Raw genomic sequence first — 21,480 nt, forward strand, 5'->3', positions numbered from 1 at the left:
CCGAGCAGAATCGGACCATGGATCTGCCCGTCATGCCGCCCGTGAAGCCCATGCTCGCCAAGTCGGTGGTGGCGATCCCCCCGGGGATGCAGTACGAGGCGAAGTGGGACGGCTTCCGGGCGATCGTGTTCCGCGACGGCACCGAGGTGGAGCTGGGCAGCCGTACCGGCAAGCCGCTGACCAGGTACTTTCCCGAGCTGGTGGCGGCGCTGCGGGAGCGGGTGCCCGAACGGTGCGTGCTGGACGGGGAGATCGTGATCGCGCGCGAGGGGCGGCTGGACTTCGACGCGCTGACCGAGCGGATCCACCCGGCGGTCTCGCGGGTGCGGACACTCGCCGAGCGGACGCCGTCCTCCTTCGTGGCCTTCGACCTGCTGGCGCTGGGCGACGAGTCGGTGCTGGACGTCCCCCAGAGCGACCGCCGGGCGCTGCTGGAGCGGGCGCTGGACGGGGTGACGCCGCCCGTGCATCTGGCGCCGGCGACCACGGACATCGAGGTGGCGCGGCGTTGGTTCGAGGATTTCGAGGGCGCGGGCCTGGACGGGGTGATCGCCAAGCCGCTGACGCTGGCGTACCGACCGGACGAGCGGGCCATGTTCAAGATCAAGCATGAGCGGACCGCGGACGTGGTGGTGGCCGGGTACCGGTTGCACAAGAGCGGGCCGGTGGTCGGTTCGCTGCTGCTGGGTCTGTACGACGACCGGGGTGCCCTCCAGCACGTCGGCGTGTCGGCCGCGTTCGCGATGAAGCGCCGGGCCGAACTGGTCGAGGAGCTGGAGCCGCTGCGCATGGACGACGTGGCGGGGCATCCCTGGGCCGCCTGGGCGCAGGAGGCCGCTCACGAGAGTGCCCGGCTGCCCGGTGCGCCGAGCCGCTGGTCGGGCAAGAAGGACCTGTCCTGGGTGCCGCTCAGGCCGGAGCGGGTGGCCGAGGTGGCGTACGACCACATGGAGAACGGGGCGCGCTTCCGGCACACGGCCCGTTTCCGCCGCTGGCGCCCGGACCGGACCCCGGAGAGCTGCACCTACGCGCAGTTGGAGGAGCCGGTGCGCTACGACCTGGCGGAGATCCTGGGGGCACCGCCGCGGACGGCGCCCGACTGACACCGGGGCCCCTGGCCGAGGCCGGGGCCGGGTGCGTCAGGCCGGGGCCGGGTGCGTCCGCCTCACGGCGTCATGAGGATCTTCACCGCCCCGTCCCGCTTGTGCTGGAACATCTCGTACGCCTTCGGGGCATCGGTCAGCGGTATGCGGTGGGTGGCGAAGTCGTCGACGCCGAGCGGGTCCTCGTCGGTGAGGTAGGGAAGGATGTCGTCGACCCAGCGGCGCACGTTGGCCTGGCCCATCCGGATCTGGAGCTGCTTGTCGAACATGGTGAGCATGGGCAGCGGGTCGGCCGTGCCGCCGTAGACGCCGACGAGGGAGAGCGTGCCGCCGCGGCGCACCAGTTCGATGGCGGTGTGCAGGGCGGCGAGCCGGTCGACGCTGAAGCGCTCGGCGAGGGGACCGCTGACCTTGCGCGGCAGCAGGGCGGCCGCGTTCTGGATCATGCGGGCGGCGGCGCTGCCGTGCGCCTCGGTGCCGACGGCGTCGATCACGGCGTCCGGGCCCCGCCCGTCGGTCTCGTCGCGGATCGCGTCGACCAGTTCCTTCTCGCTGTCGAAGTTCCGCAGGTCGTACGTCTCGACGCCCCGCGCGTGTGCGCGGCGCAGCCGGTCGCCGACCAGGTCCACGCCGAACACCCGTCCGGCGCCGCGTACCTGGGCGACGCGGCAGGCCATGTCACCGATGGGGCCGAGGCCGAGCACGGCGACGCTGCCTCCCTCGGGGATGCCGGCGTAGGCGACGGCCTGCCATGCGGTGGGCAGGACGTCGGAGAGGTAGACGAAGCGGTCGTCGGGCGGGCCCTCGGGCACCTTGATGGGGCCGTACTGGGCCTGCGGGACGCGCAGGTACTCGGCCTGGCCGCCGGGCACCGCGCCGTACAGGCGGGTGTAGCCGAACAGGGCGGCGCCCATGCCCTCCGCGGTGACCTGGGTGGTCTCGCACTGGGTCGGCAGGGAGTTGAGGCACATCCAGCAGTTGCCGCAGGCGATCTGGAAGGGCACGACGACCCGGTCGCCGACGCTGAGGTCGGGGACGCCGGCGCCGACCGACTCGACGATGCCCATGGGTTCGTGGCCGAGGATGTCGCCCGGGGTCATGAACGGGGTGAGCACCTCGTAGAGGTGCAGGTCGGAGCCGCACAGTCCGGTGGACGTGACGCGGATGACGGCGTCCGTCGGCTCTTGGATCGTCGGGTCGGGCACGGTCTCCACCCGTACGTCCCGCTTCCCCTGCCAGGTCACTGCCTTCATCGTGCCGCGCTCCCTCCACCGAGTTCGGGGGCCCGCCGTACCGGGGCCGGGTCCCGGGGTGCGGCCCCCGGGTACCCGAGGCCCCGGCTTCGAACCGCACACCCCCGCAGACACCCCCGTGCCGCGTGGCCCGATCAGCCCAGTGGACGGGAACAATCAGGATCGATCGGGTATGGCCACCAACGAACCGATAAGCGCACAATCGGGGCATGGAACGGGGTGGCGATGGTGAACCTGGCGACGGAGGACGGCGCGACGGGCCGTAGACCCGGCAGGCGGTTGCGGCCCTTCCCGGGACGGGGGCCGGCCCGGCGAGGGAGACGTTTTGGCCGCGGGGCGGTGACGGCCGCCGCGCTCGCCGCCGCGCTCGCCCTGTCGCTGGCGGCGGGCTGCACGAGCGGCCCCGGCCCGGCCGACGACGGCCGCGACGACGGCCGCGGCACCGACCGGCCGCCGAGCCGCGCCGACACGGGCACGGGCGCCGCCGCCGGACGGGTCCTCGCCGTGAAGATCGACAACGTCCGCGCGGCGCGCCCGCAGACCGGCCTGGACGCCGCGGACGTCGTCTACGTCGAACAGGTCGAGGGCGGTCTGAGCCGGCTGATGGCGGTGTACGCGACGCGGCTGCCGAAGACCGTCGGGCCGGTGCGCAGCGCCCGCGAGTCCGACCTGGAACTGCTGCGCCAGTTCGACCGGCCGGTGCTCGCGTTCTCCGGCGCGCAGGGCAGACTCCTGCCGCTGATCGACAAGGAGCCGCTGGAGGCCGTCACTCCCAAGGACGCGGAGAACGCCTACCACCGGGACAGGGACAGGCCCTCCCCGCACAACCTCTACCTGCGCCCCGGCCGCTTGCTGCCGTCCGCCCCGGGCGAGGCCGCGCTGACCACCGGCTTCCGCTACGGCCCCGGGCCCGACGGGGGCGCACCGGCGGCCTCGTACACCGTGCGCTACCCCTCGGCCCGCTTCCGGTTCACGTGGTCACAGGAGCGGCGGGGGTGGGAGGTCACCACGGACGGCGCGCCGACGGTGACCGCCGACGGACGGCGGCTCGCACCGGCCACGGTGGTCGTGCAGTACGTGAACGTCCGCAGGTCCGACTACCACGACGCGCTCGGCAACCACACGCCGTACACGGAGACGGTCGGCTCGGGGAGGGCCGAGGTGCTGCGCGACGGGCGCTCCCACGACGTGCGGTGGCAGCGTCCGACGGCGGCGGACGGAACCCGGTTCACGACGCGGGACGGCGAGCCGGTCGCCTTCGCCGAGGGCCAGGTGTGGGTGGTGTTCGCACAGAGGTCGTAACGCCCGGAAACGGCGTTCGACCGCTTTCCCGGGAGCCCTACGTGCTCGCGCCCCGGCCGGCCGGCGGCTCCGCCGGGTTGCGCAGTCCTTCCGCCGCGTCCGCCACCCGGCGGATCAGGTCGAAGAAGGCCGTCTGCTCCTCACCGGAGAGCGGGGCGAGGAAGACCTGGCTCATCCGGGCCGCGCGCACGGCGAGCCTGCGCTGGGTGCGGACGCCGTCGTCGGTCAGGCGCAGCAGGAAGCGGCGGCCGTCCTGCGGGTCACGGACCTTGTCGAGGAGTTCGCGGCGGATCAGCCGGCTGATCACCTCGGCGACGGTGGAGCGGTCCAGTCCCACCCGCTCCCCCACCGTGCGCTGGTCGAGGCCCGGCTCGGCGACGAGCGCGTTGAGGACGGCGAACTGCGGGGAGGTGATCTCCTCGGAGACCATCGCGTTCCACAACAGGTAGTGCGCCTGCTGGAGCCGCCGGGCCAGGTGTCCGGGATGGGTGTTGAGGTCCACCGCAGCCATGCGCGCTCCCGAGGTCGAATCGTACGTGCACTGAACGATACCCGCAGAGAGTGTGGCTGTCTGCCCGCTCCCCCGCCGACCGACCTCACTCTTCTCCGGGCTCTTGACGCCTCGGCCCGCCGGTGGCAGCGTGAAGGGCACCTCGCCGAAATAGTCAGTGCCCTGATTAATTGAGGGCTGGGGCGCATGGAGAGAGATGGGGCTGCACGCATGGACAAGGTGGTCGCCACGGCCCTGGAGGCGGTGGCCGACGTGCCGGACGGCGCGTCGCTGGCAGTGGGCGGTTTCGGACTGAGCGGCGTGCCGGGCGTCCTCATCCACGCCCTGTACGAGCGGGGCGTCACCGCGGTGTCGGTCGTCTCCAACAACTGCGGGGCGATGGAGTCGGGCCTCGCCGTGCTGCTCGCCGCGGGGCGGATCGCCCGGGTGACCGGCTCCTACATCGGGGGCAACAAGGAGTTCGCGCGCCAGTACCTGTCCGGGGAGCTGGAGGTCGAGCTGATCCCGCAGGGCACGCTCGCCGAACGGCTGCGGGCCGGCGGCGCCGGCATCCCCGCCTTCTACACCCCGGCCGGGGTGGGCACCCAGGTCGCCGAGGGCGGACTGCCGTGGCGCTACGACGGTGAGGGCGGGGTCGCGCTCGCCTCGCCGCCGAAGGAGGTGCGGGAGTTCGACGGCACCGAATACGTGCTGGAGCACGCGATCCGTACCGACTACGCGCTGGTCAGGGCGGCGAAGGGGGACCGGCACGGCAACCTGGTCTTCAACAGGTCGAGCCGCAACTTCAACCCCCTCGCCGCGATGGCGGGGCGCATCACGATCGCCGAGGTCGAGGAGCTGGTCGAGCCCGGCGAGATCGACCCGGACGCCGTGCACCTGCCGGGCATCTTCGTGCAGCGGGTGGTGGCCCTGACGCCCGAGCAGGCCGCCGACAAGAAGATCGAGCAGCGGACCGTCTCGGCGCCCGCGACGAAGGAACGGGTGAACGGCTGATGGCCTGGACACGCGAGGAGATGGCGGCCCGCGCCGCGCGGGAGCTGAAGGACGGTCAGTACGTCAATCTCGGCATCGGCCTGCCGACCCTCATCCCCAACCACCTCCCGACGGACGTCGAGGTGGTCCTGGAGAGCGAGAACGGCATCCTGGGCACCGGCCCCTACCCGACCGAGGACCAGGTCGACCCGGATCTGATCAACGCCGGCAAGGAGACCGTCACGGTCCTGCCGGGCGCCTCCTTCTTCGACTCGGCGCTCTCCTTCGGCATGATCCGCGGCGGCCACATCGACGTCGCCGTACTCGGCGCGATGCAGGTGTCCGAGAAGGGCGACCTCGCCAACTGGGCGATCCCCGGCAAACTGATCACCGGCATCGGCGGGGCGATGGACCTCGTCCACGGCGCCCGTACGGTCGTCGTCGTCATGTCGCACACCGCGAAGGACGGCAGCCCGAAGATCCTCGCCGAGTGCGCGCTGCCCCTGACCGGCAAGGGCTGCGTGAACCGGATCATCACCGACCTCGGCGTCCTCGACGTCACCGGGGACGGACTGGTGCTCGTGGAGACCGCGCCCGGCGTCGGCGTGGACGAGATCATCGCCAAGACCGACGCCAAGGTCCACGTCCCGGAGGAGACCCAGCCGTGAAGAGCGTCTACATCGTCGACGCCGTCCGCACCCCGGTCGGCCGCTACAACGGCGGCCTGGCCTCGGTGCGCCCCGACGACCTCGGCGCCCACGCGATCCGTGAACTCCTCGCCCGTACGCCCGCCCTGGACCCGTCCCGGATCGAGGACGTCTACTTCGGCAACGCCAACGGCGCCGGCGAGGAGAACCGCAACGTGGGCCGGATGGCCGCGCTGCTGGCGGGCCTGCCCACCTCGGTGCCGGGCGTGACCGTCAACCGGCTGTGCGCCTCCGGGCTGGAGGCGGTGATCCAGGCGGCCCGCGCGATCGCCGTCGGGGACGCCTCGATCGCCGTGGCCGGAGGGGTCGAGTCGATGACCCGCGCGCCCTATGTGCTGCCCAAGAGCGAACGGCCGTTCCCGGCGGGCCACACGGAGCTGTACTCGACCACGCTGGGCTGGCGGATGGTCAACCCGCGGATGGAGCCGCAGTGGACGATCCCGCTCGGCGAGAGCGCGGAGCTGATCGCCGACAAGCACGGGATCAGCCGTGCGCAGCAGGACGAGTTCGCACTGAACAGCCACCGCAAGGCGGCGCGGGCCCAGAAGGAGGGTCTCTTCGACGCCGAGTCGGCCCCCGTCACGATCCCCCGGCGCAAGGGCGACCCGCTGGTCGTCACGGCGGACGAGTCGGTACGGCCGGACGCCTCCCTGGAGGCGATGGCGAAGCTCAGGCCTTCCTTCCGTACGGAGGGAGGCACGGTCACCGCCGGGAACGCGTCGCCGCTCAACGACGGCGCGGCGGCCCTGCTCCTCGTCGACGAGGCAGGCCTCGCGGCCGTCGGCCGTGAACCCCTGGCCCGGGTGAGTGCCACCGGGGTGTCGGCCCTCGATCCGCAGTACTTCGGGCTCGCGCCCGTCGAGGCGGTCAACCGGGCCCTCGCCAAGGCGGGCAGGGGCTTCGACGACCTGTCCGTGCTCGAACTCAACGAGGCGTTCGCCGCCCAGGTGCTGGGCTGTGTGGCCGAGTGGCCCGAGTTCGACCCGGCGATCCTCAACCCGCAGGGCGGCGCCATCGCCCTCGGCCATCCTTTGGGCGCCTCGGGTGCCCGCCTCGCCGGCACCGTCGCCCACCAGCTCGCCCGCCGCGGCTCGGGCGTCGGTGTCGCCACCCTCTGCATCGGCGTGGGCCAAGGCCTCGCCCTCGTCCTCGAACGTCAGTGACCCCGGGACTCCTCATGACTCTCACGCAAGCCGACATCGACCAGGAGATCGCGGCCGAGCACGCCGCGTACGAGAAGCGGCTCGCCGACGGTGCCCCCGTCGAGCACCACCCGCGCCGCGACTACGCGCCCTACCGCTCCTCCACCCTGCGCCACCCGCAACAGCCGCCGGTCGCGATCGACGTCGCCAAGGACCCGGAGATGGTGGAGCTGGCCTCGCCGGCCTTCGGCGAGCGGGACATCACCGAGATCGACAACGACCTGACCCGGCATCACCGCGCCGAGCCGATCGGCGAGCGCATCACCGTCTCCGGCCGGCTCCTCGACCGCTCCGGCCGTCCGGTCCGCGGCCAGCTGGTGGAGATCTGGCAGGCCAACTCGGCGGGGCGGTACGCCCATCAGCGCGAGCAGCACGACGCGCCACTGGACCCGAACTTCACCGGTGTGGGCCGCACGCTCACCGACGACAACGGCTTCTACCGTTTCACCACGGTCCAGCCGGGACCGTATCCGTGGCGCAACCACGTCAACGCCTGGCGGCCCGCGCACATCCACTTCTCGCTGTTCGGTTCGGCGTTCACCCAGCGGCTGGTGACGCAGATGTACTTCCCGAACGACCCGCTGTTCGCCTACGACCCGATCCTCCAGTCGGTGACGGACGACGCGGCGCGCCGGCGGCTGGTCGCCACCTACGACCACAGCCTGTCCGTGCCCGAGTTCTCGCTCGGCTACCACTGGGACATCGTGCTGGACGGCCCGAGCGCCACCTGGATCGAAGAAGGACGCTGACCTCCCATGACGAAGATCGACACCAGCAGCCCGGAGAGCGTGCTGCCCACCCCGTCGCACACGGTCGGCCCCTTCTACGGGTACGCGCTGCCCTTCCCGGGCGGCGGTGACATCGCGCCCCTCGGCCACCCGCACACGATCACCGTCCAGGGGTACGTGTACGACGGCGAGGGCCGGCCGCTGCCGGACGCCTTCGTCGAGCTGTGGGGGCCCGGCCCGGACGGCCGGGTGCCGGACGTCGACGGCTCGATCCGGCGCGACCCGTCGACCGGCGGCTATCTGGGGCGCAACGGCGTGGAGTTCACCGGCTGGGGCCGCATCCAGACGGACGCCAACGGCCACTGGTACGCGCGCACCCTGCGGCCCGGCGCGCGTGGCCGCAGCGCTCCCTACCTGAGTGCGTGCGTGTTCGCCCGTGGTCTGCTCGTCCATCTCTTCACCCGGATCTACCTGCCGGAGGACACGGCCGCGCACGCCACGGACCCGCTGCTGGCCGGGCTCGATCCGGCGCGCCGCGACACGCTGATCGCCACGGACGACGGAACGGGCACCTACCGTTTCGACATCCGCCTTCAGGGCGAGGGCGAGACGGTCTTCCTGGAGTTCCAGTGACAGCTGATCAGTCGGACGCCGGTCTGCTCGCCCCCGGGTGGACCGGCTCCCGCGCGGCCTCCGCGACGAGCGACGCCTCCTACCTTCGGGCGCTGCTCGACGCGGAGGCCGCGCTGACCCGTGCGCAGGCCGCGCTGGGCCTGGCCCCGGCCGCCGCCGCGGCGGCCGTGACCCGGGCCGCCGCAGGCGCCTTCGACGTCAGGTCCCTCGCCGAGCGGGCGAGGGGCGGCGGGAACCCGGTGATCCCGCTGGTCTCGGACCTCACCAGGGCCGTCGGCACGGAGTACGGGCCGTACGTCCACCGGGGCGCGACCAGCCAGGACATCATGGACACGGCCACCATGCTGGTCGCGGTGCGGGCGCTGGAGCCGGTCCTGGCCGACCTCGACCGTACGCAGCGGGCGCTGGCCCGGCTGGCCGCCGGCCACCGGGACACGCCCATGCCGGGCCGGACGCTCACCCAGCACGCCGTACCGACGACGTTCGGGCTGAAGGCGGCCGGCTGGCGATCGCTGGTGCTGGACGCGCGGGACCGGGTGTCGGCCGTACGGGACTCCCTGCCCGCCCAACTCGGCGGCGCGGCCGGGACGCTGGCCGCCTTCACGGCGTACGGCGCCGAGGACGCGACCGTGCTGCCCGCCGCGTACGCGCGTGAACTGGGCCTGCGCGCACCGCTGTTGCCGTGGCACACGCTGCGCACACCGGTCGCCGACCTGGCCGGATGTTTGGCGTTCACGGCGGGCGCGCTGGGAAGGACGGCGGCCGATGTGCTCACCCTCTCCCGCACCGAGGTCGGGGAGGTCGCGGAGGGCAGCGGCGGCGGTTCCTCGGCCATGCCGCACAAGGCGAACCCGGTGCGGTCCACGCTGATCGCGGCCGCCGCCCAGCGGGCCCCGCAGCTCGCGGCGACGCTGTACGGCTCGCTGGTCGCGCCGGACGAGCGGCCGGCCGGGGCCTGGCACGCCGAGTGGGAGCCGCTGCGGGATCTGCTGCGGCTGGTCGGCGGGGCCGCCCGGGACGCGGCGGAACTGACCGAGGGCCTGCAGGTGCGCGCGGACGTCATGCGCGGGCACCTCGGGCTCACCCACGGGCTGCTCGTCTCCGAGCGGCTCTCCGCCGAGCTGTCGGCGGTGCTCGGCCGGGCCCGCGCCAAGGAGCTGCTGACCCGGCTCGCGCCCCGCACCTTCACCGAAGGCCGCTCCCTGGGCGAACTCCTCGCCGAGGAACCGGCGTTGACGGGCGTCGACCTGGACGACCTCACCGACCCCTCCCGCTACACCGGCTCCGCCGGAGCCTTCACCGACCGTGCGCTGGAGCGACGTTGACCGAGAAGCTGCTCAACCACCGTGCCGAAGGCCCGACTTCGGCTCCCCCGCTGCTCCTCGGGCCCTCCCTCGGCACCTCGTCCGCGCTGTGGGACGGGGTCGCGCCCGAACTCTCCAGCACGCACCGGGTGATCCGCTGGGACCTGCCGGGACACGGCGGCTCGGCCGCCGGCCTGGTCGGTGCGGGTGCCACCGTCGGCGACCTGGCCGGGCTGGTGCTGGCGCTCGCCGACTCCCTGGGGCTCGAACGGTTCGCCTACGCGGGCGTGTCGCTGGGCGGGGCCGTCGGACTGCATCTGGCGCTGCACCACCCCGAGCGGGTGTCCTCACTCGCGGTGATCTGTTCCTCGGCCCACTTCAACGGGTCGCGGCCGTGGCGGGAACGGGCCGCGCTGGTGCGGCGCGAGGGGCTGGACTCGCTCGCGGACAGCGCGGACTCCCGCTGGTTCAGCGGTGGGTTCACCGTGCCGGCGCTGGTCGCCGACCACCGCCGGGCCGATCCCGGTGCCTACGCGGCCTGCTGCGACGCGCTGGCCGCGTTCGACCTGCGGGAGCGGCTCGCGCAGATCGCCGTACCCACGCTGCTGGTCGCCGGGCGGGACGACCCGGCGACGCCGCCGGCGCATCTGCGGGAGATCGCGGACGCGGTGCCGGACGCCACGCTCGTGGAGATCCCGGGCGCCTCGCACCTGGCCCCGGCGCAGTGTCCGCGGGCCGTACTGACCGCGTTGCGCGCCCACTTCGGCACCGGCACCGGGCAGGGCATGCGGGTACGGCGGGAGGTCCTCGGCGACACGCACGTGGACCGGGCGCAGGCCCGCCAGACGCCGTTCACCGCCCGCTTCCAGGACTTCATCTCCCGGTACGCCTGGGGCGAGATCTGGACCGACCCGACGCTCAGCCGCCGCGAGCGCAGCATGATCACCCTGACCGCGCTGGTCGCCCACGGCCACTACGACGAACTGGCCATGCACGTCCGGGCGGCCCGGCGCAACGGGCTCACCCCGGAGGAGATCGGCGCGGTCCTCCTCCAGACGGCCGTCTACTGCGGCGTCCCGGCGGCGAACTCGGCCTTCGCGACGGCCCAGCGGGTACTGGCCGAGGAGGATGAGGAGGCGGCGGCGAGCGGCGGCTGACCTCGCGGGTCTCCGGCGCCGGTACGCCCACCGGGGCCGACCTCGCCGGGGGTCCGGCGCGGCCACCACCGCCAGGGGCGCGGTCCTCGGCTGCGGCCGGAGCTGCCTCCACCGCCGCCACCGCCTCCACCGCCGCCAGACAGGCCCGACCGGCGGCCGTCTCTCGGTCGCGGCCAGGGTCGGGCCATCGGGACCGCCCACCCTGTCGCCCGCCCCTGCCGCACCCGGGCCCGCCGGGCCCCTACCTGCGCTTCTGGCCCGGTACCAGGCCTACCGCCGGGGCGCCCAGGGCGTCGAGGGCTGTCTGGGCCTGGTCGGCCAGGCCGTCCGCGTCGCAGGAGCGGGCCAGGGTGAGACCTCGGTGGAGTTCGGAGGCCGAGCGGGAGAGGATGCCGTACTCGACGCGGGCGGCGGCGTGTTCGTACTGGCAGGGGGAGGCTTCCAGGTAGGCGACCGCCTGGGCGGCGAGGCGCACCGCGCGCTGGCCGGTCTCCAGGGCGGCGGCACAGCGCAGGGCCTCGCCGATGGCGGTGTCCGTGCCGAAGCGTTCGGCCTGGCGGCGGGCGTCGGAGGCCAGCCGGGCGGCGCGCGCCGGGTCCTCGGTGGCGAGGGCCCTGGCCAGGTCGGCGGCCCAGGGCACCATCACCGGGTTGAGGTGGCCTCGGACGGCCGCCGCCTTCTCGGCCTCCTCCAGCTCGTTGATGCCGTCCTGGGTGCGGCCGACGGCCAGCAGCAGCCGGCCGCGCACCGAACGCGGGTCGGGCAGCACGATCGTGGACGGGTAGGGCGGGGCGAAGCCGTACTGCTCGGCGATGTCCCAGGCCTCCTGGGTGTGGCCGCGGGCGAGCAGCGTGTCGACGAGGTTGCAGATGGCCGACCAGTACAGGGGCAGGCCGCGGCCGACGCGTTCGGCGATGCGCAGTGACTCCCGCAGGGTCTCCTCAGCCGGCCCCGGCGGCGCAGGCCGAGTCCGAGGTAGGCGTGGGCCACGGCGAGGTGGCCGCCGCTCCAGCCGGCGGTGGTGTAGGCGCGCAGGGCCTCGTTGAACAGGGCTTCGGCGCGGTCGAGGCGGTCGGTGTAGGCGTACGAACTGGCCAGCATCATCAGCAGTTCCAGGCCCCACTCGGGGTCGGTCCAGCCGAGGCCGGGTGCGAGGCGGCCGTTGACCAGGGCGCGGTCGCACACTTCCACGACGACTTCCGCGTTCTCCCCGTGGGTCATGGCGTCGAAGCCGCGCAGGATGAGCAGGGCCCGCTCGGCGTTGTCCCGGCCGGTGCAGGTGGCGGCGAGCGCGGTGAGCTTCTCGGAGCGACCGGGCGAGGTGGTCTCGCCCGCGTAGATGCCCTCCCACATGAACTGCACGGCCTGGAGCCGCATCCGGGCCGGTCCGGTGGTCTGCCGGGCGGCCTCCGCCTCGACGGTGCGGACGGCCTCCTCCAGCTGGTCGTTGTGCGTGAGGGCCTGGGAGAGGCGGTAGACGGCGTCGACCCGCTTGGCGTTGTCGAGGCCGGGCATGGAGAGCGCGGTCCGCAGGTGCTCGATGGTCCGGGCGGGTGAGGTGAGGAGGGTGGCGCAGCCGAGTTCGTAGAGCACGTGCGGGTGCGCGTCGGGCGCGGGCGGCTCCCGCAGAGCGCGTTCCAGACAGCGGCGGGCCGCGTCCGGGGCGCCGACGGCGAGGTGTTCGCGGGCGGCCTCGCGCAGCTGCTCGACGAGTTCCTCGTCGTCGTCCGCGTGGACCTGGAGCAGATGCCGGGAGGCCGCCGCGAGGCCCTTGCCCGCGTCGATGACGACCTGGGCGGCGATGCCGTGCATCGCCCTGCGCAGGCCGTCGGGGATGGAGTCGTAGACGGCGGTGGCGATCAGCGGGTGGACGAACTCCAGGTCGCCGTCGTCGGCGGGAACGGCCACCGCGTCGGGTGCGGTCAGGATGCGGGCACTGCACAGCAGTTCGGCGCAGCGCACCGCGACCTCCTGGCGCATGCCGGCGAGCCGGGCGGCCTGGTCGACGGTGATCTCGGCGCCGAGGATGGCGGCCGCCATGGCGAACCGGGTGGCGTCGACGCCCAGTTGTTCCAGGCGGGTGACGAGGCCGCCGCCGCGCGCGGAGCGGTTCAGCGGGCGCAGTTCGGTGGCGGAGGGCTCGCCGGGTGTCAGCGCCCGGTCCTGGACCTTGGCGAGGAGTTCGACGGTGTCGTAGGGGTTGCCGCCGGTGACGGCCCACACCTCGCGGCAGAACGGGTCGTCGGCGTGCTCGCCGAGGGTGGCGCGGGTGAGTCCGGCGACCGCCTCCGGGGTCAGGAGGCTGAGGCTGGTGACGGACTGTCCGGCCGCCGCGGCGACCGTGTCGAGGTGCCGGGCGCTGTCGCCCTTGACCTCGGTGGGCCTGCGGGCCACGACGACCAGCACGGACAGCTCGTCGAGGCGCTCCACGAAGGCCGCGAGCCAGCGCAGGGTCTCCTGGTCGGCCCAGTGGGCGTCGTCGACCAGCAGTACGAGGGGCCAGTCACGCCGGGCCAGCCGGGTCACGGCGGCGACGAGGCCGTCGCACACGCCCTGCGGGTCGGCGGGGGCCTCACCGGGGTCCGCGATGCCGAGGGCGGGGCCCGCGATGTCGTACCAGTCGCCGAGGTATTCGCGGGCCTCCTCCGGGTGCAGGGACAGCAGCGCGGGCTGGAGCAGCTGCCGTACCACGTTGAAGGGGACCGACCTGAGGGTCTCGCCGCCGCGGGCCGACCACACCGTGCAGCCGCGGGCCTCGGCGATGCGCCGGGTCTCGGCCAGCAGGGCCGTCTTGCCGAGCCCCGCGTCGCCGCGCAGCAGATGCACCCGGCCCGACGAGGAACGGTCGGCGCAGAGCGTGTCCACCACCCGCTCGATGGCGGCCACTTCCTCGGCTCGCTCCCACAGGGAAGCGGAGGCGGCCGCCGCCGGCCGTACCTTCGTCATCCCGCTACCTCCCCAAGTCGCCCGAACGACGTACGACCTCGAGCGTAGCCGTCCGGCGGTCCGCGCGGAGGGTGGTCCGGCCAGCTGTTGCTCCGGCGGGTGACGGGCGGCCCCCCGCCGGGGCCCCGCGGGCCTGCGCCGGGAGCCCCGGAACGTCAACGAGGGAGGAAGCACGCCGCATTGACGTCGACCGACGTCTGTTCGGCGTCCGTCCGACGTCCGTGCGACGTCCGTGCGACGTCGTCTGTCCGACGTCTGTCCGGCGTCGAATTCAGGCCGAGGGGGCACGGGGTGCCACGACGACTCCCCGAAGAAGAGGCCATCCCTCTCATACGACTTTCACCGACGCCTCATACGGTGGGGGCATGACGCAGGTGACTCCCCCCGGGTGGTATCCCGATCCCGGGCAGACAAGTGACGCCCCGCCCACCGAGCGCTGGTGGGACGGCAAGGCATGGACGGACCAGACCCGTCCGGCGGGCTCGGCCGCCGCGTGGGGTGCGCCGGCCCAGGCCCCGACGGTCGGCGCCTTCCCCGCGTATCCGACCTATCCAGCGGCCCCGCCCGGCGGTTCGCGGCGCGGGCTGCGCACCGGGGTGGCCGTCGTGGCGGCCGTGGCGGTGCTGGCCAGCATCGGGGTCGGCGTGTACGCGCTGACCAAGAACGACGGCGGCTCCGACGGGCCCGGTACGGCGCAGGGGCCGGGCGGCCAGGACGGTCCGGGCGGCTCCGGCGGGCAGGACCCCTTCGGTGACCCGGGCGGCTCCGGCGGCTCGGGGGGTGCCTCGCCGTCCCCCGAGGGGTCGGAGCCGCCGAAGATCGAGAGCGGTGCGGTGACCGACGCGCTCAACGGCATCAGCATCCCCATCCCGGACGGCTGGAGCGGGCAGGAACTGAGCGTCGGCGCCCAGATCACCTCCGACTCCTCCTACAAGTGCCCCGGCGACACGTCGAAGACCTGCACCAAGGGCGGCGTGTACTCGGCGCCGGCCCAGGTGGCCGGCTCCACCGCGGAGGCAGTCGCCAAGGCGGACATCGAGGCCAACGCCGAGGAGTCCTACGGCGGCACCACGTACGGCGAGATCACCTCGCACCAGGTGCTCGCCTCGAAGGCGGTGACCGTGGCCGGGCAGAAGGGCTATCTGGTGCGCTGGAAGGCGGTCACGAGCAAGGGCGCCGACGGCTATGTCGAGTCCCTGGCCTTCCCGGCCCCCTCGGACCCCAAGCGGATGGTGGTCCTGCGCTTCGGCGTCGACGCCGACCAGAAGGTGTCCGTGATCGACGAGATCACCAAGGGCATCGAGGTGTCGACGGGGAGCGGCAGCGGTCAGGGGGTGTGAGCGGGGCCGTCGCCCACTCCGGCCGACGTGGGCCGACCGGAGTGGGCGACGACCGGCCGATCCATCGACTCCGCGCAGGCCCACGTCCACCCGACTCACCCATTCCGGCCGGGACGTCCGAGCCCTCCGCCCCGTCGCCTGACCAGCACCGCCCCGGCACACCGGCGGCCGGGTGGGGTGCCCCTCCGCTCAAGGGGCGCCCCACCCGGCCGGGGGTTGCGCGCCGCCCCCGTCCCCACGGTGCGGCGCGAGCAGGTCACCGTCCGGTCATCCCGCGGACGGTGGCCTGGGTCTCTCCGGGCCGAGGCCCAGTGCCGGCAGTACGGCTGCCTCCACGAAGCGCAGCAGGTACGCCTCGTCGGCGTACTCCCCGTCCACCACGGGACGGGCGCGGACCATGCCGAACATCTGCGCGGGGACGTACTCCAGTGCCGGATGACCGGCCGGGACCTCGCCGCGCTCGACACCCCGGCGCAGGATCTCCCGCAGGGCGGTGATCTCCGGTTCGACGATCGCCTCGCGCAGCGCGCCCGCGAGGTCCGCGTCCTGGGTGACGGCGTGCCCCAGCGCCTGGAGCAGCTTGGTGTCGGTCATGGACCAGCGGGCCGCTCCCCGCGCGGCCTCGCGCAGGTCCTCGGCGAGTGATCCGGTGTCGATCCCGGCGAGCCGCGACTGGCGGCGGGAGCGCAGGGCGGCGACCACGAACTGCGGTTTGGTCTTCCACTGCCGGTACAGCGTGGACTTGCTGCACCGGGTGCTGGTGGCGACGCCCTCCATGGTGACGGCCTCGTACCCGCACTCGCGGATCTGTTCCAGGACGGCGTCGAAGAACTCCTGCTCGCGCTCGGGCGTGAGCTTGGAGCGGCGCGAGGCGGCGACCGACTCCGGTCCGTCCGCGGCCTGCGACGTCATCGGCCCTTCTCCTCACTGCTGTCCGGCGGGCCTTCGAAGGGCCCGCTCCCCAGTGTGTCGTATGTCAATCGATACGCCAGTGTACCGGTACCCGTCCGTATCGGTACACTGGCGTATCGGTACGATCCCGTATCGATGGTGCTGCATGAGTCATGGGCCACCAGCCCGCGGACCGGGCGGTACCGGCAGCACCGCCCGCGTGCACCACCAGCACGCGCGCCACCCAGACGCACCATCCACACGCATCACGTCAGCGAAGGGGCCGGGGGATGAATGCCCGCACCGAGCCTGAAGAAGCGGAACCAGTCACACCGGTACGGCCGCCGATAGTCCGGGAGCTCCTGCTCGTCGCAGGGCTCTTCCTCGTCTACAAGTTCGGCCGGCAGCTGGCCACGGGGCACACCGCCGAGGCCTTCCGCAACGCCCACCGCGTGTGGGACGCAGAACGGTGGCTGCGACTGCCGGACGAGGACACGGTGCAGTCCCTGCTGCTGCACGGCGACGGCCTGGCCCACGTCGCGAACACCTACTACGCGACCGTGCACTTCCCCGCCACCGCGGCCTTCCTCGTCTGGCTCTATCTGCGGCGCCCCGCGCACTACGTCTGGGCCCGCCGCGTGCTGGCCGCCGTCACGGCCGCCGCCCTGGTGGGCCATCTCGCGTTCCCGCTCGCGCCGCCCCGGATGCTCGCGTCGACGGGACTGATCGACACCGCGCGCGTCTACGGGCCTTCGGTGTACGGGCCGCCGCAGACCGACACCCTGTCCAACCAGTTCGCGGCGATGCCCTCGCTGCACTTCGGCTGGGCCGTGATGGTCGCCGTCGGGCTGATCGTCGCCACCCGGTCGCGCCTGCGGTGGCTGTGGCTGCTGCACCCGCTGCTCACCCTGCTGGTGATCGTGGGCACCGCGAACCACTACTGGCTGGACGCGCTCATGGCCTCCGCGCTCCTCGGCGTCGCCCTCGCGGTGATCCACGCGCCGCGGCGCCCGCCGACGACGGCCGGACGCGGTGCGCCGACGCTCGTACCGGCCGAGCGGAAGGTCCTCGTGGGGGCGGTCCGGTGAACGCCACCGTGGTCGCCGTCGTCCTGTCGCTGGTCTCCGCGGTCGCCTACGCCACCGCGGCCGTCGCCCAGGAGCGGCTGGCCTCCCGCTCCCCCGGCACCGGTCTCGTGCGCATGCTGGGCAGCGGCGCCTGGTGGGCCTCGGTGGGACTCAACGGCGGGGCCGCCGTTCTGCACGTCGTGGCCCTCAAGTACGGGCCGCTGACCGTGGTGCAGCCGCTCGGCGCGCTCACCCTGGTCGCGGCGGTGCCGTTGGGGCGCGCGCCTCGCGGGGGCGGCGGGGTGGGGCGCGGCCGAGTGGCGGGGGCACCGCCCTCACTCTGCTCGGACTGGCAGCGATCCTGGTCACGGCGTCCGGTCCGGCCCCCGACGACGTACTGAGCGGGTCCGAGGCGGTCGCGGTGGCGGGGGTGACGGCGGCACTGATCGGGCTGCTGGCGCGGCCCGGCACCCGGCCCGGCCTGCGGCACGCGGGCGCGTCCGGCTTCGCCTCCGGGGTGGCCTCCGCGCTCACCCAGACCGTGACGGTCGCCGCGACGGACCGGTCCGGTCCGGCGCTCAGCGTGCAGGTGATCGCGGTGGCGCTGCTGGTGGCCGCCTTCGCCACGGGTGGGCTGCTGCTGTCGCAGACCGCCTACCGGGGCGGACTGGGCGCCCCGCTGGCGGTGGTGACGCTGGCGAACCCGCTGGCCGCCGCGGTGATCGGGCTCACGCTGCTCGGCGAACGGCTCCAGGGCGGGGCGGCGGGCGTACTCCTCGCCGCCGGCGGGGCAGGGCTCTCCGCATGGGGCGTGGTGCTGCTGTCCCGCGCGGCACCGGAATCCGCCGCGGCGGCCCTCCCGGGATCCGCCGGCGCGGCCTCCGCCACGGACCCGACGGCTCCGGCGGTGGGACCCACCGCGGAACTCGCCGCGCTGTACGCCTCGGGACACACCCCGCGTTACGTCGTGCACTACGACGACAGGCGCGCCGCGCGCCATGACGGCGGGCACGGCGGACACCCGGTGGCCGCGAGGCCGGCGCTGAAGGCGCGGACGGCCTCCGCCGAGCCCGCGCCGCTGCCCCGGCCGGCCACGGGACCGGGGCACCTCACGTCGCTGTGACCGGCGTCAGCCGAGGCCGCGGGAGTCCTGCTTGAGGGCCGTGTCCACCGTGAGCGCGGTGGCGACGACCAGGCTCAGCAGGGGTTCGGGCAGCTGGTAGTGGATCTGCAGGACGTAGTTGTCCGCGGTGGTGAACAGGGTCTTGGCGAGACCTTCCCAGGTCTTGGTGATCCGGGCGACCTCGTTGTCGGCGTGGTCGACGATCGCGAAGTTCCAGGCCCGCCAGTTCTCCGCCCTGATCGCGCCGACCTGCCGGCCGTCCGCGTTGATGGCGAAGTTGATCTTCCCGAAGACGTTCTGCTGGGCGATCTCGCCGACCGGCTGACCGTCGGGACGCGTCACGATCACCCGGGACTTCATGAACTTGCGCGGGCGGGTCAGCAGCAGCACCGGCTGACCGTAGGCGTCGCGGATCTCCAGCTTGTGCGTCATGAACTGGTCGATGCTGGCGACGAAGCGCAGGACCTTCTTCAGCGCGCTCTGCCCGACCTGCACGACCGAGCCGAGCTGGTTGCCCTGCTGGTCCATGACCTTGTACTCGTTGGTCAGCTCGATCAGCTTGGCCTTCTGGTTCACCACCAGCACCGGCTCGCTGAACAGCGTGCCGCCGCCGGGGCCGCCCGCCGCGACGCCCGCCTGCTGCCGCACCTGCTGCTGCACACGGGGATCGGGCCCGGCGGCCGGCTGCGCCGGCACCTGCGGCTGGAAGGGCTGCGCCGGTGCCGACTGCTGAGCCGGTACCTGCTGCGCGGGCTGCTGGCCCTGTGCCTGCGGCCGGCCCGGAACCTGCCCCTGCGCCTGCTGCTGCGCCTGCTGCTGCTCGGCGTGGGTGTGCTCGGTCCACTGGGATCCGTCCCAGTAGCGCAGGGTCCGGTCGGCCCCGTGCGGGTCGGGGTACCAACCTGCAGGTGTGTTCGAATGCGTGGTCACCGGGGCACAGTACCCCGAGCCCACCCGGACCTGACCAGCCCCCACGATGCGGTGTTCACCGTGCTTTACCCGCGCGGCACACTCATTCCGTGACGATGGCCGGGTCGCTCACACCGGGGCGCCCGTTCTCGACGTGCCCGGCGAACCTCCGCTGGAACGACGGGTCGGCGACCGAGGTGACGGTGAGGTCGTACCAGCGCCGGCTGGCGCTCAGGTCGACGGTGCGCTTGAGGACGGCGCCCACCTTGACCCGTACGGTCGTGGTACGGCCGCGGTAGCCGTCGGCCACCTTCAACTCCACGGTGACGGGGCCCCGGTTGGTGAAGGTCAGCTCCACGTCGTCACCCACGTGCCGCGCCACGACCTCCGGTCCCGCGGTCCTCCCCGGCCCCTTGAAGACGCGCAGGAAGCCGTTCGGCCCGTGCACGGTGAGGTCGTGGGAGCCGCCCGAGTACGCCGAGTTCCAGGTGTCGGACATCTTCTTGCCGGCCTCGGTGGTGTAGGTCCACGGCCCGTCGGCGCGGTTGCCGGAGGTGACCAGGAAGGCGGCGCCCGCCTTGGCACCGGAGGCGAAGGTGAGCGTGAACTTCCCGGCCGCCGGATCGGCCGAACCGTCCACGGTGGGGGCGTACTTGAGGGGGCGGGCGGGCCGCAGACCACGCTCCTGCTTGGGCAGGACGCCCTCGGCGGGCGGGGTGGGCCGGTAGTCGGGGTGCCGCTCGCGGTCCTGCGGCTCGTACCCGTCGGTGTCGGGCAGCGTGACCGGCCCGGTGTCCCTGCGGGAGAAGTCGAAGGCCGCGGTCAGGTCACCGCAGACGGCCCGACGCCACGGGGAGATGTTCGGCTCGCGCACCCCGAAGCGGCGCTCCATGAAACGGATGACCGAGGTGTGGTCGAGGGTCTCGGAGCAGACGTAACCGCCCTTGCTCCAGGGCGAGACGACGAGCATCGGCACACGCGGGCCGAGACCGTACGGACCGGCGACGCGGTTGCCGGCGCCCGGGTACAGGTCCAGGGAGACGTCGACGGTCGACCTGCCCTGCGCGTCGGACGTCGGCGGCAGCGGCGGCACCAGGTGGTCGAAGAAGCCGTCGTTCTCGTCGTAGGTGACGAAGAGGGCCGTCTTCGCCCACACCGCCGGGTTGGAGGTGAGCGCGTCCAGGACCTGGGCGATGTACCAGGCACCGTAGTTCGAGGGCCAGTTGGAGTGCTCGGAGAAGGCCTCGGGGGCGGCGATCCAGGAGATCTTCGGCAGCGTGCCGGCCTTGACGTCGGCCCGGAGCCGGTCAAAGTAGCCGTCGCCGTTCTTGACGTCGGTGCCGGTGCGGGCCTTGTCGTACAGCGGGTCGCCGGGGGTGGCGTTGCGGTACTTGTTGAAGTAGAGCAGCGAGTTGTCGCCGTAGTTGCCGCGGTAGGCGTCCTGGATCCAGCCCCAGGAGCCTTGCGCGTCGAGGCCGTCGCCGATGTCCTGGTAGATCTTCCAGGAGACGCCGGCCTTCTCCAGCCGCTCGGGGTACGTCGTCCAGTCGTAGCCCAGCTCGTCGTTGCCCATGACGGGGCCGCCGCCCCGGCCGTCGTTGCCCGTGTGCCCCGTCCACATGTAGTAGCGGTTCGGGTCGGTGGAGCCGATGAACGAGCAGTGGTAGGCGTCGCAGACGGTGAACTTGTCGGCGAGCGCGTAGTGGAAGGGGATGTCCTCGCGGGTGAGGTACGCCATCGTCGTCGTGCCCTTCGCGGGCACCCACCGGTCGTACCTGCCGCCGTTGTAGGCCGCCTGGCCGTCGGGCCAGCTGTGCGGGAGGCCTTCGAGGAACTGCATGCCGAGGTCGTCGGCGGTGGGGTGGAAGGGCAGCAGGTCCTTGGTGCCGTCCGACTGGTGCCACACCGACTTGCCGTTCGGCAGCGTCACCGGATGCGGGTCGCCGAAGCCGCGCACACCCCTCAGCTTGCCGAAGTAGTGGTCGAAGGACCGGTTCTCCTGCATGAGGACGACGATGTGCTCGACATCCTCGATCGTCCCGGTGCGGTGGTTGGCGGGGAGGGCCGCGGCACGCTCGATGCTGCTCGACAGCGCGCTGAACGCCGTGGTGGCACCCGCGATCTGGAGGAATCTGCGCCGGTTGACTTCGGACATGGGTGAAGGACCTCTCGTGCGGGGCGTGTTCGACGGCCAGTCGTCCGCTGAGGGACTGCGCGCGCAAGGAGTGTTCCAAGAGGACACAACGGGAAGGAAGGCGCGGATGGCGCCCATGTGAAGGTCGACGGTACGGGGGAATGGCTGGAGCGGGGTTGGCGGGGACGGTGGCTTGGC

The 21,480-nt window shown here is 73.1% G+C and carries 16 protein-coding genes and 2 pseudogenes; 12 read left to right on the forward strand and 6 right to left on the reverse strand.

Annotated elements, in window-relative coordinates:
* The first annotated feature begins 17 nt into the window (after window positions 1-17).
* Window positions 18-1,103, forward strand: coding sequence for an ATP-dependent DNA ligase (locus BM536_RS04625; protein ID WP_073497672.1), 1,086 nt, complete (start codon window positions 18-20; stop codon window positions 1,101-1,103).
* Window positions 1,104-1,165: 62 nt separating this feature from the next.
* Here BM536_RS04625 and BM536_RS04630 read toward each other — a convergent pair whose 3' ends face one another.
* A complete protein-coding gene (locus tag BM536_RS04630; RefSeq protein ID WP_094102555.1) occupies window positions 1,166-2,356 on the reverse strand; it encodes a zinc-dependent alcohol dehydrogenase in 1,191 nt (396 codons plus the stop codon).
* A gap of 339 nt (window positions 2,357-2,695) precedes the next feature.
* On the opposite strand from BM536_RS04630, the gene BM536_RS04635 reads away from it, so the two are divergent.
* Window positions 2,696-3,658: a DUF3048 domain-containing protein gene (locus BM536_RS04635; protein WP_245873260.1), complete on the forward strand. Its 963-nt coding sequence runs from the start codon at window positions 2,696-2,698 to the stop codon at window positions 3,656-3,658.
* Window positions 3,659-3,695: 37 nt separating this feature from the next.
* Here BM536_RS04635 and BM536_RS04640 read toward each other — a convergent pair whose 3' ends face one another.
* Window positions 3,696-4,169: a MarR family winged helix-turn-helix transcriptional regulator gene (locus BM536_RS04640; RefSeq protein ID WP_073498365.1), complete on the reverse strand. Its 474-nt coding sequence runs from the start codon at window positions 4,167-4,169 to the stop codon at window positions 3,696-3,698.
* Window positions 4,170-4,379: 210 nt separating this feature from the next.
* Here BM536_RS04640 and BM536_RS04645 point away from each other — a divergent pair, with 210 nt between their 5' ends.
* The 7 genes from BM536_RS04645 to pcaDC are packed head-to-tail and all read left to right on the forward strand — an operon-like array spanning window position 4,380 to window position 10,872.
* Window positions 4,380-5,162 carry a CoA transferase subunit A gene (locus tag BM536_RS04645; RefSeq protein WP_073498363.1) on the forward strand — a complete coding sequence of 261 codons (783 nt, stop codon included), beginning with the start codon at window positions 4,380-4,382 and terminating at the stop codon, window positions 5,160-5,162.
* The gene (locus BM536_RS04650; protein WP_073498361.1) at window positions 5,162-5,809 is read left to right on the forward strand and encodes a CoA transferase subunit B; all 648 of its coding nucleotides are present in this window, start codon (window positions 5,162-5,164) and stop codon (window positions 5,807-5,809) included. The genes BM536_RS04645 and BM536_RS04650 overlap by 1 nt, the downstream gene beginning before the upstream one ends.
* On the forward strand, window positions 5,806-7,011 hold the full coding sequence (locus BM536_RS04655) for a thiolase family protein (RefSeq protein WP_073498360.1): 1,206 nt from the start codon (window positions 5,806-5,808) through the stop codon (window positions 7,009-7,011). Before BM536_RS04650 ends, BM536_RS04655 begins: the two co-directional genes overlap by 4 nt.
* Before the next feature lie 14 nt (window positions 7,012-7,025).
* Window positions 7,026-7,799: a protocatechuate 3,4-dioxygenase subunit beta gene (gene pcaH / locus BM536_RS04660; RefSeq protein WP_073498366.1), complete on the forward strand. Its 774-nt coding sequence runs from the start codon at window positions 7,026-7,028 to the stop codon at window positions 7,797-7,799.
* 6 nt (window positions 7,800-7,805) lie between these two features.
* Window positions 7,806-8,411, forward strand: a complete 606-nt coding sequence (gene pcaG, locus BM536_RS04665) for a protocatechuate 3,4-dioxygenase subunit alpha (protein ID WP_073498358.1) — start codon at window positions 7,806-7,808, stop codon at window positions 8,409-8,411.
* Window positions 8,408-9,736, forward strand: a complete 1,329-nt coding sequence (gene pcaB / locus BM536_RS04670; RefSeq protein ID WP_094102557.1) for a 3-carboxy-cis,cis-muconate cycloisomerase — start codon at window positions 8,408-8,410, stop codon at window positions 9,734-9,736. The genes pcaG and pcaB overlap by 4 nt, the downstream gene beginning before the upstream one ends.
* Complete coding sequence (gene pcaDC / locus BM536_RS04675; protein ID WP_094102558.1) at window positions 9,733-10,872, forward strand: bifunctional 3-oxoadipate enol-lactonase/4-carboxymuconolactone decarboxylase PcaDC; 1,140 nt, start codon at window positions 9,733-9,735, stop codon at window positions 10,870-10,872. The genes pcaB and pcaDC overlap by 4 nt, the downstream gene beginning before the upstream one ends.
* A gap of 241 nt (window positions 10,873-11,113) precedes the next feature.
* Here pcaDC and BM536_RS04680 read toward each other — a convergent pair.
* Window positions 11,114-13,818: pseudogene (locus BM536_RS04680) on the reverse strand (ATP-binding protein).
* Window positions 13,819-14,183: 365 nt separating this feature from the next.
* Here BM536_RS04680 and BM536_RS04685 point away from each other — a divergent pair.
* Entirely contained in the window at window positions 14,184-15,158 is a 975-nt protein-coding gene (locus BM536_RS04685; protein ID WP_094102559.1) for a DUF2510 domain-containing protein, read from the forward strand.
* Between the two features lie 267 nt (window positions 15,159-15,425).
* Here BM536_RS04685 and BM536_RS04690 read toward each other — a convergent pair whose 3' ends face one another.
* Window positions 15,426-16,070, reverse strand: a complete 645-nt coding sequence (locus BM536_RS04690) for a TetR/AcrR family transcriptional regulator (RefSeq protein ID WP_073499660.1) — start codon at window positions 16,068-16,070, stop codon at window positions 15,426-15,428.
* 269 nt (window positions 16,071-16,339) lie between these two features.
* Between BM536_RS04690 and BM536_RS04695 the strand changes: the two genes are divergently transcribed.
* The gene (locus BM536_RS04695) at window positions 16,340-17,137 is read left to right on the forward strand and encodes a phosphatase PAP2 family protein (protein ID WP_073499659.1); all 798 of its coding nucleotides are present in this window, start codon (window positions 16,340-16,342) and stop codon (window positions 17,135-17,137) included.
* A pseudogene (locus BM536_RS04700) lies at window positions 17,134-18,239 on the forward strand (hypothetical protein). The gene BM536_RS04695 and the pseudogene BM536_RS04700 overlap by 4 nt, the downstream one beginning before the upstream one ends.
* Window positions 18,240-18,245: 6 nt before the next feature.
* On the opposite strand, the gene BM536_RS04705 reads toward BM536_RS04700, so the two are convergent.
* Entirely contained in the window at window positions 18,246-19,169 is a 924-nt protein-coding gene (locus tag BM536_RS04705) for an LURP-one-related family protein (RefSeq protein WP_073499658.1), read from the reverse strand.
* Between the two features lie 82 nt (window positions 19,170-19,251).
* Window positions 19,252-21,303 carry a phosphocholine-specific phospholipase C gene (locus BM536_RS04710; protein ID WP_094102560.1) on the reverse strand — a complete coding sequence of 684 codons (2,052 nt, stop codon included), beginning with the start codon at window positions 21,301-21,303 and terminating at the stop codon, window positions 19,252-19,254.
* Between the last annotated feature and the right edge of the window lie 177 nt (window positions 21,304-21,480).

Source organism: Streptomyces phaeoluteigriseus (assembly GCF_001896135.2).
GTDB classification, from domain to species: domain Bacteria; phylum Actinomycetota; class Actinomycetes; order Streptomycetales; family Streptomycetaceae; genus Streptomyces; species Streptomyces phaeoluteigriseus.